Source organism: Streptomyces sp. NPDC101225 (assembly GCF_044767585.1).
Lineage (GTDB): Bacteria > Actinomycetota > Actinomycetes > Streptomycetales > Streptomycetaceae > Streptomyces.
In genome coordinates, this window is sequence record NZ_JBIWOE010000008.1 from 181,682 (window position 1) to 198,936 (window position 17,255).

Here is a 17,255-nt window from a genome sequence, read left to right on the forward strand (position 1 = left end):
ACCCATGTCGCAACCCACCCGTGCCATGTCACCCACCACCAGTCGCAGAGGCCTGCTCTTCGGGACCGCGGCCGTCTCCGCCACCGCCTTCCTCGCGGGTTGCACCAGCAACGAGCCGAGGGACGAGAAGCCGGCCGCGAACGACCAGCCCTCCGCCGACGACAAGCCCGGCAAGCACGTCACCATCGGCTTCGCCGGACCCCAGGCCGACCACGGCTGGCTCAACGCGATCAACGACAACGCCAAGAACCGCGCCGAGAAGTACTCCGACGTCACGCTGGAGATCACCGAGGGTTCCAACGACACGGCCGCCCAGATCGGCCAGATCGAGACCCTCATCAACAAGAAGGTCGACGTCCTGGTCGTCCTGCCCGCCGACGGCAAGGCCCTCACCCAGGTCGGGCTGAAGGCGATGCGGGCCGGCATCCCGGTCGTCAACCTCGACCGGATCTTCAACTCCCCCCAGGCGTACCGCTGCTGGATCGGCGGCGACAACTACGGCATGGGGCTCAACGCCGGCACGTACATCGGCGAGCAGCTCAAGGACACGAAGGGCGCCAAGGTCGTCGAACTGGCCGGCCTGGACAACCTGGAACTGACCAGGCAGCGCACCCAGGGCTTCGACGACGCCCTGAGGAACTACCCCGGCATCAAGAAGGTGGCCCGCCAGGCCGCCGAGTTCACGGTGGAGTCCGGGCAGGCCAAGATGGCCCAGCTCCTGCAGGCGCAGCCGAGGTTCGACGCCCTGTGGAACCACGACGACGACCAGGGCGTGGGCGCCCTGCGCGCCATCGAGCAGGCGGGCCGCGACGACTTCCTGATGGTCGGCGGGGCGGGGGCGCTCTCCGCCTTCCAGGCCATCAAGCAGGACGACGGGGTGCTGAAGGCGACGGTGCTCTACCCGCCGACGATGGCCGCGTCCGCGATCGACCTCGCCCGGGCGCTGGGCCGGTCCAAGGGCGTCGGCGGCCTGGCGGAGTTCGAGATCCCGGCCTCGCTGACGCTCTACTCGGCCGTCGTCGACAAGGACAACGTCGACCGGTACATGCCCACGGGCTTCCGCTGACCGGACCCGCCCCGCACCCCTCACGGCGCCATCACCACCAGGACGAGGAGGACATCCGTATGGGACAGCCCCAGCAGCCGGACGGACCGGAGGCCGCGAAGCCGCCGTTGCGCGTCGGCATGGTCGGCTACGCCTTCATGGGCGCCGCCCACTCCCAGGGCTGGCGCACCGTGGGCCGCGCCTTCGACCTGCCGCTGAGCCCGGTCCTGTCCGTGATCTGCGGGCGGGACGCGGACGCCGTGCGCCGGGCCGCCGACCGGCACGGCTGGGCGGCGGCCGTGACCGACTGGCGGGACCTGGTCGAGCGGGACGACGTCGACCTCGTCGACATCTGCACCCCCGGTGACAGCCATGCCGAGATCGCGCTCGCCGCGCTCGCCGCGGGCAGGCACGTGCTGTGCGAGAAGCCCCTGGCGAACACCGTGGGGGAGGCCGAGGCGATGACGGCGGCGGCCCAGGCGGCCGACCGGCGCGGGCAGTTGGCGATGGTCGGCTTCAACTACCGCCGCGTCCCGGCGACCGCGCTCGCCAGGAACATGGTCGCCGAGGGCAGGATCGGCACCCTGCGGCACCTGCGGGTGACCTACCTCCAGGACTGGCTGGTGGACCCGGAGTTCCCGCTCACCTGGCGGCTGCGCAGGGAGCGGGCCGGCTCCGGGGCGCTCGGCGACCTCGGCGCGCACATCGTCGACCTCGCGCAGTACCTGGCCGGCGAACGGCTGGCGGGAGTGTCCGCGATGACCGAGACCTTCGTACGGGAACGGCCGCTGCCCGCCGGCGCCTCCAGCGGCCTGTCCGCGGTGCGGTCCGACGGCGCCGGGCAGGTCACCGTCGACGACGCCGCCCTGTTCACCGGCCGCTTCGCCTCCGGCGCCCTCGCCTCCTTCGAGGCCACCCGCTGCGCGACCGGCCGCAAGAACGCCCTGCGCATCGAACTCAACGGCACACACGGCTCGTTGGCCTTCGATCTGGAGCGGCTCAACGAGCTGTCGTACCACGACGGCACGGAGCCCGGGACGTACGCCGGCTTCCGCCGCATCCTCGTCACCGAACCCGACCACCCCTATCTGCACGCCTGGTGGCCGCCGGGGCACGGCCTCGGCTACGAGCACACCTTCGTCCATCAGGCCCGCGACCTCGTCCACGCGATCGCCGAGGGCCGCGGACCCGACCCCTCCTTCGCCGACGGGCTGCAGGTCCAGCGTGTGCTGGCGGCGGTGCAGGAGAGCGCGGAGAAGAACTCCGTCTACACGACCGTCGCCGTCTGAGGAGGTTCAGCACCATGCCGCGCCCGTTCACGCTCTTCACCGGACAGTGGGCCGACCTGCCGCTCGAAGAGGTCTGCCGCCTCGCCCGCGACTTCGGCTACGACGGCCTCGAACTCGCCTGCTGGGGCGACCACTTCGAGGTCGACAGGGCGCTCGCCGACCCTTCCTACCTCGACTCCAGGAAGCAACTGCTCGACGCGTACGGCCTGACGTGCTGGGCCGTCTCCAACCACCTGACCGGCCAGGCCGTGTGCGACGCCGTCATCGACGAACGCCACCGGGCGATCGTGCCGCGCGAGGTGTGGGGGGACGGGGACCCGGAGGGTGTGCGCCGGCGTGCCGCGCAGCGCGTGAAGGACACCGCGCGGGCCGCGGCGGCCTTCGGCGTCGACACCGTCGTCGGCTTCACCGGCTCCGCCATCTGGCACCTGGTCGCGATGTTCCCGCCCGTGCCGGAGTCGATGATCGAGCGCGGCTACGAGGACTTCGCCGAACGGTGGAACCCGATCCTGGACGTCTTCGACCAGGAGGGCGTGCGGTTCGCGCACGAGGTCCACCCGGGCGAGATCGCCTACGATTACTGGACGACCCGACGCGCCCTGGAAGCAGTCGACGGCCGGGCCGCCTTCGGCCTGAACTTCGACCCCTCGCACTTCGTCTGGCAGGACCTCGACCCGGTCGGCTTCCTGTGGGACTTCCGCGAGCGCATCTACCACGTGGACTGCAAGGAGGCCCGCAGGCGTCTCGACGGCCGCAACGGACGCCTCGGCTCCCACCTGCCCTGGGGCGACCCGCGCCGCGGCTGGGACTTCGTCTCGGCCGGGCACGGCGACGTCCCCTGGGAGGACGTCTTCCGGATGCTGCGGTCCATCGGCTACCGGGGCCCGGTCTCGGTCGAGTGGGAGGACGCCGGCATGGACCGGCTCCAGGGCGCACCCGAGGCGCTGACCCGCCTGAAGGCCTACGACTTCGAGCCGCCCTCGGCCTCCTTCGACGCGGCGTTCGGCGGCAACGGCTAGGGGTGCTGTTCGGGTGCGGCCACGCGCGTGTGAGGAGGCCCTCCCCGGATCCGGGGAGGGCCTCCTCACACGCGCGTGGCCGTCAGCTCGCGGGCTGCGGCTGCGCCGTCAGCGCGTCCCTGCTGTTGCGGCCGGGCTGACGCAGCATCAGCGCGATCGCCGCCGCGACCATCGAGACGCCGCCCGCCAGGGCGTACGCCCCGTTGTAGCCCCAGGCCGCGACCACCATGGAGCCCAGGCCGCCGCCGAACAGGCCGCTGACCAGCTTTCCGCTGTAGACCAGGCCGTAGTTGGTGGCGTTGTAGTTCTCGCCGAAGTAGTCCGGGGTGAGGGCGGCGAACATCGGGTAGAAGGCGCCGCCGCCGAATCCGGAGAGGAAGGCGAAGAACAGGAACAGCCACTCGTTCTTGATGTCACCGGCCCAGATGACGCCGAACTGGGCGAGGCCGAGGACCACGATGACGAACACCAGCGACGTCTTGCGCCCCCACAGGTCCGACAGCCAGCCGATGATGGCACGCCCCACGCCGTTGATGACGGCCATGACACCCATCGAGGACGCGGCGACCAGCGGCCCGAAGCCGGCCTCCTTGGCGAAGTCGACCTGGAAGGAGATCCCGAAGATCGACACGCCGGCGGTGGCGACCATGGTGATCCACATCAGCGGGAGCATGCCGGTCCTGATGGCCTCCTTCGGCGTGAACTGCCGTACCGCCGGCGGGTTCTTGGCCAGGCTGTGCGCGCTCTTGACGTTGCCGGAGTAGGACAGCGGGTCGATGTCGGCGGGCCACCAGTTCCTCGGCGGGTCCTTGAAGAAGAACGCGCAGACGGCCACCACGATCAGCACGTAGACGCCGATCAGGTCGAGCACCTCGTTGTAGTTCCCGGTGTCGAAGGCGTAGTTGAAGATGAAGATGAACGGCAGCGCGCCGTAGGCGAAGCCGCCGTTGACGAAGCCGGTCTTCGCGCCGCGCCGCTCCGGGAACCACTTGCCGACCATGTTGATGGAGGTGGCGTAGATCAGGCCGGAGCCCAGACCGCCGACCACACCGAAGCCGAGGATGGCCAGCATCACGTTGTGGAAGTGGGACAGGGCCAGGAAGCCGACCAGGCACATCGCCGAGCCGGTGAACATCGCCCGGCGTGCGGTGAGGATGCCGCGCTCGCGCAGCCATCCGGCCGGGAAGGCGATGCCCGCCTGGAAGAACACCCAGACGCTCAGGATCCAGAAGGTGTTGCTCTGCGTCCAGCCGTGCGCCGTGGACAGGGTGTCCTCCGCGGAGCCGTACGCGTACTCGGAGACGCTGATGGCCATCATGGCGATCCACGGGAGATACACCATCAGCTTGCGCGAGTGGCCGAGGATGTCCCTGTCGGTCTCGCCGACGCGGTAGACACGGCCGTGGGAGTCTTTGACTTCTCGGTAGGGACGGTTTGCGGCGCCGGGCTCTGCCGGCGAGCTGCCTGTTGCTATCGGGTCCGCGGTCATGTCAGGGACATCTCCTCGCCGAGCGGGTGCGGGTTGGGGACGATGCGCCGGGCGTTGGGCCTGCCCGGGGATTTCAGGAAGAGGGCCGGTACTGCGGAGGCCAGACCGAGGGAGCCGGCCAGGACGAACGCGCCGTGGTGGTCCCACGCGCCGGCGACGAGCGCGATCACGCCCGAGGCGACGAGCCCGGCGATCAGCGCCGTGCCGTGCAGCAGGCCATGGATGGCGGCGTTGTGGTTCTCACCGAAGTGGTCCGCCGTCATCGCCGCGAACAGCGGGAGGACCGCCCCGCCGCCGAGACCGGAGACCACGGAGCAGAGCAGGAGGAGCGGCATGCTGCCGGCCTGCCCGGAGACCAGCACGCCGAACTGCGCCGTGCCGAGGACGATGCACACGGCGATGAGCGTGTTGCGGCGTCCCCAGCGGTCGGAGATCCGGCCGGCGGCCACGCCTCCGGTGCCGTACGCGACGACCGTCAGGGCCAGCGCGCCGGCCATGGACCCGTCCGTGAAGCCGGACCTGTCGCCGAACGGCACCAGGACCGCGAGGCCGTGGACGGCGACGCCGGCCGTGCACAGCAGGCACAGCCACATCATCCACAGCACGGGGGTGCGGACGGCTTCCTTCACGGTGTACTGCCTGACCGCCGGCGGGTTCTTCCGCAGTGCCCGGCGGGTCTTCGGGGTGCCGGTCAACCGCAGCGGGTCGACGTCGGCCGGCCACCAGTTCCTCGGCGGGTCCACGAGGAACCGCCCGGCCACGGCCACCACCAGGCACAGCCCGATGCCGGCGGCGGTGAGCGGGGCCCGGTGGCCGCCCAGGTCGAGCCCCGAGGCGACCAGCACGGCGAAGGGCACGGATCCGAAGGCGAGACCGCTGCCCACGAGGCCCGTCCTGAAGCCCTTGCGCTCCGGATACCACTTGCCGACGGTGTTCAGGCAGGTCGCCTGCACCAGCCCGGCGCCGATGCCGCCCAGGACGCCGGACCCGGCCTGGGCGACCGCCGCGTCCGGCACGAACGCCGGCCACAGACATGCCAGCAGTGCGCCCACGGCGCCGAAGGACATCGCCGTACGGGCGGGGAGCCTGCCGTTCTCCCGCAGAACTCCGGCGGGGTAGGCCGTGGCCGCCTGGAAGAAGACCCAGACGCCCAGCAGCCGGACGATGGTCCCGCCGCTCCACGCGTGCGCCTGGTGGAGCGTGCCCCCCGCGGAGGCGAATGCGAGCTCGGCGGAGGTGATGCCCGTCATGCCTGCCCAGGACAGGACGACCATCGATGCGCGTGTGCGGCCCATCAGATCGACATCCGATTCGCCGACCCGGTACACGCGGCCCTTGCGGTCCGTCACCTCCCTACAGGGGACGGACGGATGGTGGGTGGTTGTCATGTACTCAGTGCCCCTTGCGTCGAAAGCTCTGGCCAGCGCCCCCTGTCCAATGCATTTCGCGTGCGCACGGGTCCCGGGGGCCGACCGGCCGCACTGCCGGCCGGCCCCGCTGTCGCTCACCTCATGAACCGCCCCCCAACAGTCCCGCGGCCCTGGCCCAGCGGTACTTGGCGCCGAGCGCGGCCACCGGCTTCTCGGTCGTGTACGGGTACGCCACGACCCCGCGCTCGTAGAGGTACTGGCAGGCCTCCTCGACCTCGACGTCGCCGGCGAGCGAGGCCACCACGGGCTTCTCGATGCCGCGCTCGCGGAACTCGGCCACCACGCGCGCGGTGAGCTCCGCGAAGACCATCGGGGGAGTCACGATGGTGTGCCAGTAGCCGAGGACGAGCGCGTGGATGCGCGGGTCCTGCAGGCCCAGCCGGATCGTCGCCTCGTACGTCGACGGCGGCTCGCCCCCGGTGATGTCGACCGGGTTGCCCGCGGCCCCGAAGGGCGGGATGAACGTCCGGAAGGAGGCGTCCAGGTCCTCCGGTATCTCCATCAGGGACAGACCGTTGTCGGTCACCGCGTCCGACAGCAGCACACCGCTGCCGCCCGCCCCGGTGATGATCACGACGTTGTCGCCCCGGGGAGTGGGGAGCACCGGCAACGCGCGCGCGTACTCGAGCATCTCGTTGAGTCCGGGCGCCCTGATGACGCCGGCCTGCTTCAGGATGTCGTCGTACACGGCGTCGTCGCCCGCCAGCGCCCCGGTGTGCGAGCCGGCCGCCTTCGCGCCGGCGGCCGTACGGCCCGCCTTCAGCACCACGACCGGCTTCTTCGGCACGGTCGCACGCGCGGCCTCCACGAAGGCGCGCCCGTCCTTGAGGTCCTCCAGGTGCATCGCGATGCACTCGGTGTGGGGGTCCTCGCCGAACCAGGTCAGCAGGTCGTCCTCGTCCAGGTCCGACTTGTTGCCCAGGCCCACGATGGCCGACACACCCGTCTTGGTGGTGCGGGCGAAGCCCAGGATGGCCATGCCGATGCCGCCGGACTGCGAGGTCAGCGCCACCCCGCCCTTGACGTCGTACGGCGTGCAGAACGTGGCGCACAGGTCCTGCCACGTGGAGTAGTAGCCGTAGATGTTCGGTCCGAGGAGGCGGACGCCGTACCGCTCGGCGATCGCGACGATCTCCGCCTGGAGTTCGTGCTCGCCGGTCTCCGCGAAACCGGAGGGGATCAGCACGGCGTTGGGGATGTTCTTGCGTCCGACCTCCTCCAGGGCCGAGGCCACGAACTTGGCGGGGATAGCGAAGACCGCCACATCCACCTCACCGGGAACGTCCGTGACACTCTTGTACGCCTTGCGGCCCAGAATGTCATCGGCCTTGGGGTTCACCGGATGGATCTCCCCGGAGAAGCCGCCGTCGATGAGGTTGCGCATCACCGAGTTGCCGATCTTGCCCTGCTCGTTGGAGGCGCCGATCACGGCGACCGAGGCGGGCTGCATCAGGCGCCGCATCGAGGTGAGGATCTCCTCGCGCGTGTACTTCCTGCGCGGGGGCGGCTGCTTCTCGGCGAGGATCACGCGGATGTCGGCCGCGACCGCGCCCTGCGGGGTCGCGATCACCGGGTTGAGGTCGACCTCGGCGATCTCCGGGAAGTCCGCCACCAGTTGCGACACCCGGCGGATCTGCTCGGCGACCGCCCACCGGTCCACGCCCGGGGCGCCGCGCACCCCGCGAAGGATCTCCGCCGACCGGATCGAGTCCAGCATGGACATCGCCTCGTCGGCGCTCACCGGCGCCAGCCGGAACGTGACGTCCTTGAGGACCTCGACGAGCACCCCGCCGAGCCCGAAGGCGACGACCTTCCCGAACGTCGGGTCGGTCACCGCGCCGACGATGACCTCCTGCCCCGCGGGCAGCAGCTCCTGTACCTGCACACCCTCGATACGCGCTGCCGCGTCGTACGCGCGCGCGTTCTCGATGATCCTGCAGAACGCGGCCCGTACGTCCGCGGCGCCCTCGACGCCGACGACGACACCGCCGGCGTCGGTCTTGTGCAGGATGTCGGGCGAGACGATCTTCATCACGACCGGCCCGCCGAAGCGCGCCGCGTACGCCACCGCCTCGTCGACGTCCCTCGCCAGCTCCTCTCCCGGGACGGCGATCCCGTACGCGTCGGCGATCACCTTGCCCTCGGGCGCGGTCAGCGCGGTCCGCCCCTCGGCCCGCACGGTGTCGAGGAGCGACCGCACCCGCAGCTCCCGGTCTTCCGCCATCACGTCAGATCACTCCGTTCGACTTGAGCAGGCGCAGCTCCTCGTCGCCGAGGCCGAGCTCGCCGACGTACACCTCTTCGTTGTGCTCACCGAGCAGCGGTGAACTGGTCACCTCGACGGGGGAGTCGGAGAGCTTCAGCGGGCTGCCGACCGTGGTGAACTCGCCGCGCTCGGGGTGCGGCACGGTGACGACCATCTCGTTGGCGACCAGCGACCGGTCCTCGATGATCTCCCTGGTGGACAGGATCGGCCCGCACGGGATGTTGTGCGCGTTCAGCCGCTCCAGCACCTCCCACTTGGGCAGCGTCGAGGACCACTCCTCGATCAGCTGGAACATCTTGTTGAGCTTGGGCAGGCGTGCCTCGGGCGTCGACCACTCGGGGTCCTCCGCCAGTTCCGGCCGGCCGATCAGCTCGCTGAGCGGCTTCCAGCCGACGGGCTGGACGATGACGTACACGTAGTCGTTCGGGCCGCCCGGCGCGCACTGCACCGCCCAGCCCGGCTGGCCGCCGCCGGAGGCGTTTCCCGACCGGGGAACCTCGGTGCCGAAGTCCTCGTTGGGATACTCGGCGAGCGGGCCGTGGGCCAGACGCTGCTGGTCGCGCAGCTTCACCCGGCAGAGGTTGAGCACGGCGTGCTGCATGGCGACGTTCACCCGCTGGCCCCGCCCGGTGCTCTCGCGCTGGAACAGCGCCGCGAGGATGCCCGCCACGACGTGGACTCCCGTGCCCGAGTCACCGATCTGGGCCCCCGTCGCCATCGGCGGCCCGTCCTCGAAACCGGTGGTCGCCATCGACCCGCCCATGGCCTGCGCGACGACCTCGTACGCCTTGAAGTTGGTGTACGGGCCCTCGCCGAACCCCTTGATGGAGGCGTAGACGATCCGGGGGTTGATCTCCTGGATGCGGTCCCAGGTGAAGCCCATGCGGTCGATCGCGCCCGGTCCGAAGTTCTCGACCATGACGTCGGAGCGCCGGATCAGCTCGGTCAGGATGTCCTTGCCGCGCTCGGTCTTGGTGTTGAGGGTGATGCTCCGCTTGTTGCAGTTGAGCATCGTGAAGTAGAGGGAGTCGACGTCCGGCAGATCGCGCAGCTGCTTGCGCGTGATGTCTCCGGTCGGCGCCTCCAGCTTGATCACGTCCGCGCCGAGCCAGGCCAGCAACTGGGTCGCCGAGGGCCCGGACTGGACGTGGGTCATGTCGAGGACGCGGATGCCGGCGAGAGCCTTGGTCGGCTGCGAGGTCGAAATGATCTCCGTGGTCACCAGGTCACCTCACTTGTACATGGTCTGGTTCATGGTTCCGGGGGCGTACGCGTCCGGGTCGACCCAGACGTTGATCAGCGACGGCTTGCCCGACTCGCGGGCGCGCCGCAGGGCGGGTCCGATGTCGGCGGGGTCGCGGACCTCCTCGCCGTAACCGCCCAGCATCTGCGCGAACTTGTCGTAGTGGACGTCGCCGAGCGTGTTGCCGACCCGTTCGCGCTCCTCGCCGTACTTGGCCTTCTGGCCGTAACGGATCTGGTTCATGGAGGAGTTGTTGCCGACGATGCCGACGAACGGGAGGTCGTAGCGGACGAGGGTCTCGAAGTCCCAGCCGGTGAGGGAGAAGGCGCCGTCGCCGAAGAGGGCCACCACCTCCTTGTCGGGCCGCGCCTGCTTGGCCGCGAGCACGAAGGGGACCCCGACGCCGAGGGTGCCGAGCGGGCCCGGATCCATCCAGTGCCCGGGGGACTTGGGCTGCACCACCTGGCCGGAGAAGGTGACGATGTCGCCGCCGTCGCCGATGTAGATCGAGTCCTCGGTCAGGAAGTCGTTGATCTCGCTGACCAGGCGGTAGGGGTGGATCGGTGAGGCGTCGGACCGCAGGCTGGGCAGCCGCTTCTCGATGGCGGCCTGCTCGGCGGCGCGCAGCTCGTCGAGCCACTCCTTGCGCTTGGCGGCCCCGCCGTTGACGCGTCCGGAGGCGGCCTCGGTGACCGACTTCAGGACGAGCCCGGCGTCGCCGACGATGCCGAGGTCGATGTCGCGGTTCTTGCCGACGGTGCGGTAGTCGAGGTCGATCTGCACGACGGTCGCGTCCGGCGAGAGCCGCTTGCCGTAGCCCATGCGGAAGTCGAACGGCGTGCCGACGATGACGATGACGTCGGCGTTCGAGAAGGCGTAGCGGCGGGACAGCTGGAAGTGGTGCGGGTCGCCCGGTGGCAGGGTGCCGCGGCCGGCGCCGTTCATGTACGCGGGGATGTTGAGGGTGCGGACGAGGTCGATGGCCGCCTCGGTGCCGCGGGTCGTCCAGACCTGGCTGCCCAGCAGGATGGCCGGCTTCTCGGCGTGCACGAGCAGGTCGGCCAGCTTCTCCAGCGCCTCGGGGTCGCCGGCCGAGCGGGTGGAGGCGCGGTAGGCGCCGGCCTTCGGCACGCGTGCCTTGTCCACCGGCACCTTGGCGTCCAGCACGTCGCGCGGGATCTCCAGGAAGGAGGGCCCGGGCGCGCCGTTGTAGCACTCGCGGAACGCCATCGACACCATGTCCGCGGCGCGCGCCGTGTCCGGCACGGTCGCCGCGAACTTGGTGATCGGCGTCATCATGTCGACGTGCGGCAGGTCCTGCAGCGATCCCATCTTGTGCTGGGTCAGGGCCCCTTGGCCGCCGATCAGCAGCATCGGTGACTCCGCGCGGAAGGCGTTGGCGACACCGGTGACGGCGTCCGTCGTCCCCGGGCCCGCGGTGACCACCGCGCAGCCGGGCTTGCCGGTGATCCGGGCGTAACCGTCGGCGGCGTGCGCGGCGACCTGCTCGTGGCGGACGTCGACGACCTCGATGCCCTCGTCGACGCAACCGTCGTAGATGTCGATGATGTGGCCGCCGCACAACGTGTAGATGCGATCGACTCCCTCGGCCTTGAGGGCCTTGGCCACCAGATGACCGCCGGAAATCACGTCCTGGGTGTCGTCGGGCATGGCGAAGTCCTGTCCCTTCGTAGGGGGGTGGAACTGCTCTCGCGGTACATTGCATACAGTCGACGAATACTGTATGAACCTTGTTATCCCGCATCCGGTGGGTGGTGTCCAGGGGGCGTGCGGCACTTTTAAGACAGGAGCCGAAATGGACCTGTACGAACACCAGGCAAGAGAACTCTTCGAGGAGCACGGCATCGTCGTGCCGAGGGCGGAGGTCACCGACTCGCCCAAGCAGGCACGCGAGATCGCCCGCAGGCTGGGCGGGCGAGTGGTGGTGAAGGCCCAGGTCAAGACAGGCGGGCGAGGCAAGGCGGGCGGGGTGAAACCGGCTGCCGACCCGGCCGCCGCGGAACTCACCGCACGGCAGATCCTGGGGATGGACATCAAGGGCCACAGGGTCGCGAAGGTGATGCTGGCCCAGCCCGTCGACATCCAGGCCGAGTACTACGTCTCCTACGTGCTCGACCGCGCGGCGGGCACGTTCCTCGCGATCGCCTCCGCCGAGGGCGGCATGGAGATCGAGGAGGTGGCCGCCACCCGGCCCGAGGCCGTGGCCCGCGTCCCGATCGACCCGGCCGAGGGCGTGACCTCGGCCAAGGCGGGCGAGATCGCGCGGGCGGCGGGCCTGCCGCCGCAGACCGTCGACGTGCTCGTACGGCTGTGGCAGGTCCTGGTCCGCGAGGACGCGCTGCTGGTCGAGGTCAACCCGCTGGTGCGCACCGGGCAGGGCCAGATCCTCGCACTCGACGGCAAGGTCACCCTCGACGACAACGCCCGCTTCCGGCAGGCGCGTTGGGGCGCCGAGACCGTGGAGCACGACGACCGGCTGGAGGCGGCGGCCGCCGCCAAGGGCCTCAACTACGTGAAGCTGGACGGCGAGGTCGGCATCATCGGCAACGGCGCCGGCCTGGTCATGTCGACCCTCGACGTGGTCGCGGGCTGCGGCGCCCGCCCCGCCAACTTCCTCGACATCGGCGGCGGAGCCTCCGCCCAGATCATGGCCGACGGCCTGTCCGTGATCCTGTCCGACCCGGCCGTGAAGTCGGTCTTCGTCAACGTCTTCGGCGGCATCACCGCCTGCGACGCGGTCGCCGACGGCATCGTGCAGGCTCTGGACGCCGTGCAGTTGACCAGGCCGCTGGTCGTGCGGCTCGACGGGAACAACGCGGCCCGCGGCCGCGCCATCCTCGACGAGCGCGCCCACCCGCTGGTGCAGCAGGCCACCACGATGGACGGCGCCGCCGCCCGGGCCGCCCAACTCGCCACCGCCAACTGAGGAGACGGGACGACATGGCCATCTATCTCACCAAGGAGAGCAAGGTTCTCGTCCAGGGCATGACCGGCGGCGAGGGCATGAAGCACACCCGGCGGATGCTCGCCGCCGGCACGAACGTCGTCGGCGGCGTCAACCCGCGCAAGGCCGGCCGCAGCGTCGACTTCGACGTCCCCCAGTGCCTGAACGGCCTGGGAGGTACCCCCATGGCCGTCCCCGTCTTCGGCTCGGTCGCCGAGGGCATCCACGCCACCGGCGCCGACGTCACCGTCGTCTTCGTGCCGCCCGCCTTCGCGAAGGCCGCCGTGACCGAGGCCGCGGACGCGGGCATCGGCCTGGCGGTCGTCATCACCGAGGGCATCCCGGTCCACGACTCCGTCGCCTTCCACACGTACGCGAAGGAGAAGGGCACGCGGGTCATCGGCCCCAACTGCCCCGGCCTGATCACCCCGGGACAGTCCAACGCGGGCATCATCCCGTCCGACATCACCAAGCCGGGCCGCATCGGACTGGTGTCGAAGTCGGGCACGCTCACCTATCAACTCATGTACGAACTCCGCGACATCGGCTTCTCCACCTGCGTCGGCATCGGCGGCGACCCGGTCGTGGGCACCACCCACATCGACTGCCTGGCCGCCTTCCAGGACGACCCCGACACCGAACTCATCGTCCTCATCGGCGAGATCGGCGGCGACGCCGAGGAGCGGGCGGCGGCGTACATCCAGGAGCGCGTCACCAAGCCCGTGGTCGGCTACATCGCCGGTTTCACCGCACCCGAGGGCAAGACGATGGGGCACGCCGGCGCGATCGTGTCCGGCTCCTCCGGCACCGCACAGGCGAAGAAGGAGGCGCTGGAGGCAGTCGGGGTGGGTGTGGGAAGCACCCCGACGGAGACGGCGAAACTTGTGCTCGCACGTCTCGAAGAAGAGTCCTGACGGCCCCATAGTTGGGCATGTCCGCGCCCGGCAGTGCGAACCGGCGCGCGAGACGGCCATGCATCCCCGCCCCCGACTGTGCACCGAGAGCGGAGCAACCGAATGGCATCGACCCTCACCACCAACTCCCTCACACTCAAGGCGGACACGTCCTGGCGGGATGCCTGGCGGCGCTGCCTCGCCGTCGCCCCCGAGGCGTTCCGCGACGACCGCGTCCTCAACCTCTGGGGCGCCGGCTGGCAGGCGGACGGCCGGGCGCTGCCCGCCACCAGCCCGGTCGACGGCAGCCCCGTCGCCGGCCCGCCCCGCCTGGACGGCGACACCGCGCACCGGGCCGTCCGCGCCTCGCTCGACCAGCACCGCGCCTGGCGGCACGTCCCCCTCGACGAACGCCGCGCCCGGGTCGCGGCCACCCTCGACGCACTGACCCAGCACCGCGAACTGCTGGCCCTGCTGCTCGTCTGGGAGATCGGCAAGCCCTGGCGGCTCGCGCAGGCGGACGTCGACCGGGCGATCGACGGGGTGCGCTGGTACGTCGACGGCATCGAGCCCATGCTCGACGGCCGGGCCCCGCTGGACGGCCCGGTCTCCAACATCGCGAGCTGGAACTACCCGATGAGCGTGCTCGTGCACGCCATGCTGGTCCAGGCCCTGGCCGGGAACGCGGTGATCGCCAAGACCCCGACCGACGGCGGCGTCGCCTGTCTCACGCTGGCCTGCGCGCTCGCCGCCCGCGAGGGCATCCCGGCCACCCTCGTCAGCGGCAGCGGCGGCGAGCTGTCCCCGGCGCTGGTGCGGGCGCCGGAGATCGGCTGCGTCTCCTTCGTCGGCGGCCGCGACACCGGCGCCGCGGTGGCCACGGCCGTCGCCGACCTCGGCAAGCGCCATGTGCTCGAACAGGAGGGACTCAACACCTGGGGCATCTGGAACCACTCGGACTGGGACGGGCTCGCCGCGGTGGTCCCCAAGCTCTTCGACTACGGCAAGCAGCGCTGCACGGCGTATCCGCGCTTCGTCGTCCAGCGGCAGCTCTTCGACGACTTCCTGGCGGCCTACCTCCCGGCGGTGCGCACCCTGAAGGTCGGCCACCCGCTCGCCGTCGAGCGGCCCGACGACCCCTACCCGCAGCTGGACTTCGGTCCGGTCATCAACGCCGCCAAGGCCAAGGAACTGCGCGACCAGGTCGCCGAGGCCATCGAGCGCGGCGCGGTCCCGCTGCACCGCGCCGACGCGGCCGGGGCCCGCTTCCTGCCCGGCCAGGACACCTCGGCCTACGTCCAGCCGGTCACGCTCCTGGCGCCGCCGCCGTCGTCGCCGCTGCACCACGCGGAGCCGTTCGGCCCGGTCGACACGATCGTCCTGGTCGACACGGAGGCGGAGCTGCTGGCCGCGATGAACGCCTCCAACGGCGCGCTCGTGGCCACGCTGTCCACCGACGACCGGGCCACCTTCGACCGGCTGGCCCCGCAGATCCGCGCGTTCAAGACCGGACACGGCAAGCCCCGCTCCCGCGGCGACCGGGACGAGCTGTTCGGCGGCTTCGGAGCGTCCTGGCGGGGCGCCTTCGTCGGCGGCGAACTCCTCGTCCGCGCCGTGACCCAGGGGCCGGCGGGGGAGCGGCTGCCCGGGAACTTCCCGGACTACCACCTCATGCCGTGACCGTAGCGGTCCGATCGCTGCCGATGACGCGTTCCCGGCCCGCCCCGGCGGGCCGGGAACGCGTCCCGGCGGCCCGGATATGCAGGTGAAGGCCACTGTGAAACCTTGGTATCGTTGTTCATGTCGCCGCGGGGAACACCCCCGTCAAGGCGGCGGACACCTCGTCCGGGTGGCGGAATGGCAGACGCGCTAGCTTGAGGTGCTAGTGCCCTTTATCGGGCGTGGGGGTTCAAGTCCCCCCTCGGACACCAGCAAGGACCCCTGTTCGTCAGGGGTCCTTCGCGTTTCGAAGACGACGTGCGTGATGACCCGCTCGGCGCGATCGGAGGGCCGGAAGCGATGACCGAACCGGCGAAGCCGCCTGCCGGCACCCTGTCGTTCGAGCCGCTCACCCCCGTCTCGTACCTGGACCGGGCCGCGGCGGCGCACGGGGAGCGGACCGCGGTCGTGGACGGCGACCGGCGCTGGTCGTACACGGAGTTCCACGACCGCTGCCGCCGGCTGGCCGGCGCGCTGGCGCCCCTGGCGCGGGGCCGGCCCGTCGCGGTGCTCGCGCCCAACACGCATGTGCTGCTGGAGGCGAGCTTCGGGGTGCCGTGGGCGGGAGTGCCCCTGGTGGCCGTCAACACCCGGCTGTCGGCCCGGGAGATCGCCTCCATCCTGCGCCACAGCGAGGCGTCGGTGCTGGTGCACGACCCCGTCCTCGACGACGTGGCCGACGCGGCGGTCGCCGGACTGCCCGAGCCCCCGCACCGGATCCGTGCGGGGGAGCCGTACGAGCGCCTGCTGGCCGGCGCGACCCCCACCGCGATCCGCCCGCGGGACGAGCGGTCGCTGCTGTCGATCAACTACACGTCCGGGACGACCGGACGGCCCAAGGGCGTGATGTACCACCATCGCGGCGCCTATCTGCAGGCGCTGGCGATGGTGGGCCACACCGGGCTGTCGCCGTCCGCGGTGCACCTGTGGACCCTGCCGATGTTCCACTGCAACGGCTGGTGCTTCCCGTGGGCGGTGACCGCGGCGGCGGCCACGCACGTATGCCTGCCGAAGGTCGAACCCGCCGAGGTGTGGCGGCTGTTGCGCACGGAGGGGGTGACCCATCTGGAGGGCGCCCCGACCGTGCTGTCGATGCTCGCCCACGCGCCGGAGGCGTCCCCGCTCGCGCGGACGGTGAAGGTCGCCACCGGCGGCGCGCCGCCGACCCCGGCGATCCTGCGGCGGATGGGGCGGCTGGGCTTCGACGTGACCCATCTGTACGGGCTGACCGAGACCTTCGGCCCGGCCATGATCTGCGACTGGCGCCCGGAGTGGGACGGCCTCGACGAACAGGTCCGGGCGCGTCTCAAGGCGCGCCAGGGCGTCGGCAACATGATCTCCTGCGCGGCGCGCGTGATCGGCCCGGACGGCCGCGACGTCCCCGCGGACGGGACCACGGTGGGGGAGATCTCGTTGCGCGGCAACAACCTCATGCTCGGCTACTTCAAGGACGAGGAGGCCACCAGGCAGGCCGCACCGGACGGCTGGTTCCGCACCGGCGACCTCGGTGTCGTCCATCCGGACGGGTACGTCGAGCTGCGCGACCGCAGCAAGGACGTGATCATCTCCGGCGGGGAGAACATCGCGTCGGTCGAGGTCGAGCAGGTCATCGCCGACCATCCGGCCGTCTCGGAGGTCGCGGTCGTCGCGGTGCCGGACGAGCGGTGGGGGGAGGTGCCCGCCGCGTACGTGAGTCTGCTGGACGGCGCCGAGGCCACCGAGGCCGAGATCATCGAGTTCGTCCGGGCCCGGCTGGCCCGGTTCAAGGCGCCCAGGCACGTGGTGTTCGGGCAGCTGCCCAAGACGTCCACGGGCAAGATCCAGAAGTTCGTGCTGCGCGACCGGGCCCGGGCCGGCGCGGAACGCCGGATCCGGTAGCGATCCGGCCGGCCGGCAC

Annotated in this window: 12 protein-coding genes and 1 tRNA gene; 8 read left to right on the top strand and 5 right to left on the bottom strand. The window is 71.0% G+C overall.

What is annotated here, in order from left to right; all coding sequences use genetic code 11:
• The first annotated feature begins 25 nt into the window (after window positions 1-25).
• The 3 genes from ACIRPX_RS14525 to ACIRPX_RS14535 are packed head-to-tail and all read left to right on the top strand — an operon-like array spanning window position 26 to window position 3,353.
• Window positions 26-1,066 carry a substrate-binding domain-containing protein gene (locus tag ACIRPX_RS14525; RefSeq protein WP_404193621.1) on the top strand — a complete coding sequence of 347 codons (1,041 nt, stop codon included), beginning with the start codon at window positions 26-28 and terminating at the stop codon, window positions 1,064-1,066.
• 59 nt (window positions 1,067-1,125) lie between these two features.
• Window positions 1,126-2,334 carry a Gfo/Idh/MocA family protein gene (locus ACIRPX_RS14530; RefSeq protein ID WP_404193302.1) on the top strand — a complete coding sequence of 403 codons (1,209 nt, stop codon included), beginning with the start codon at window positions 1,126-1,128 and terminating at the stop codon, window positions 2,332-2,334.
• 14 nt (window positions 2,335-2,348) lie between these two features.
• Window positions 2,349-3,353 carry a sugar phosphate isomerase/epimerase family protein gene (locus ACIRPX_RS14535; protein WP_404193304.1) on the top strand — a complete coding sequence of 335 codons (1,005 nt, stop codon included), beginning with the start codon at window positions 2,349-2,351 and terminating at the stop codon, window positions 3,351-3,353.
• An 82-nt stretch (window positions 3,354-3,435) separates the two neighbouring features.
• On the opposite strand, the gene ACIRPX_RS14540 is transcribed toward ACIRPX_RS14535, so the two are convergent.
• The 5 genes from ACIRPX_RS14540 to ACIRPX_RS14560 form a co-directional block, all read right to left on the bottom strand.
• The gene (locus tag ACIRPX_RS14540; protein WP_404193307.1) at window positions 3,436-4,842 is read right to left on the bottom strand and encodes an OFA family MFS transporter; all 1,407 of its coding nucleotides are present in this window, start codon (window positions 4,840-4,842) and stop codon (window positions 3,436-3,438) included.
• A complete protein-coding gene (locus tag ACIRPX_RS14545) occupies window positions 4,839-6,230 on the bottom strand; it encodes an OFA family MFS transporter (RefSeq protein ID WP_404193310.1) in 1,392 nt (463 codons plus the stop codon). Before ACIRPX_RS14545 ends, ACIRPX_RS14540 begins: the two co-directional genes overlap by 4 nt.
• Before the next feature lie 121 nt (window positions 6,231-6,351).
• Window positions 6,352-8,496, bottom strand: coding sequence for an acetate--CoA ligase family protein (locus tag ACIRPX_RS14550; protein ID WP_404193624.1), 2,145 nt, complete (start codon window positions 8,494-8,496; stop codon window positions 6,352-6,354).
• Between the two features lie 4 nt (window positions 8,497-8,500).
• A complete protein-coding gene (gene frc / locus ACIRPX_RS14555) occupies window positions 8,501-9,760 on the bottom strand; it encodes a formyl-CoA transferase (protein ID WP_404193313.1) in 1,260 nt (419 codons plus the stop codon).
• A 9-nt stretch (window positions 9,761-9,769) separates the two neighbouring features.
• Window positions 9,770-11,452, bottom strand: a complete 1,683-nt coding sequence (locus ACIRPX_RS14560) for a thiamine pyrophosphate-binding protein (protein ID WP_404193316.1) — start codon at window positions 11,450-11,452, stop codon at window positions 9,770-9,772.
• Window positions 11,453-11,597: 145 nt separating this feature from the next.
• On the opposite strand from ACIRPX_RS14560, the gene sucC reads away from it, so the two are divergent.
• The 5 genes from sucC to ACIRPX_RS14585 all read left to right on the top strand — a co-directional run bounded on the left by sucC (window position 11,598) and on the right by ACIRPX_RS14585 (window position 17,236).
• A complete protein-coding gene (gene sucC, locus ACIRPX_RS14565; protein ID WP_404193318.1) occupies window positions 11,598-12,728 on the top strand; it encodes an ADP-forming succinate--CoA ligase subunit beta in 1,131 nt (376 codons plus the stop codon).
• A 14-nt stretch (window positions 12,729-12,742) separates the two neighbouring features.
• Window positions 12,743-13,660 carry a succinate--CoA ligase subunit alpha gene (sucD, locus tag ACIRPX_RS14570; protein WP_404193321.1) on the top strand — a complete coding sequence of 306 codons (918 nt, stop codon included), beginning with the start codon at window positions 12,743-12,745 and terminating at the stop codon, window positions 13,658-13,660.
• A gap of 102 nt (window positions 13,661-13,762) precedes the next feature.
• Window positions 13,763-15,319 carry an aldehyde dehydrogenase family protein gene (locus tag ACIRPX_RS14575; RefSeq protein ID WP_404193324.1) on the top strand — a complete coding sequence of 519 codons (1,557 nt, stop codon included), beginning with the start codon at window positions 13,763-13,765 and terminating at the stop codon, window positions 15,317-15,319.
• Window positions 15,320-15,482: 163 nt separating this feature from the next.
• Window positions 15,483-15,570 (top strand) — tRNA-Leu (locus ACIRPX_RS14580).
• 88 nt (window positions 15,571-15,658) lie between these two features.
• Complete coding sequence (locus ACIRPX_RS14585) at window positions 15,659-17,236, top strand: AMP-binding protein (protein ID WP_404193326.1); 1,578 nt, start codon at window positions 15,659-15,661, stop codon at window positions 17,234-17,236.
• The last annotated feature ends 19 nt before the right edge of the window (window positions 17,237-17,255 follow it).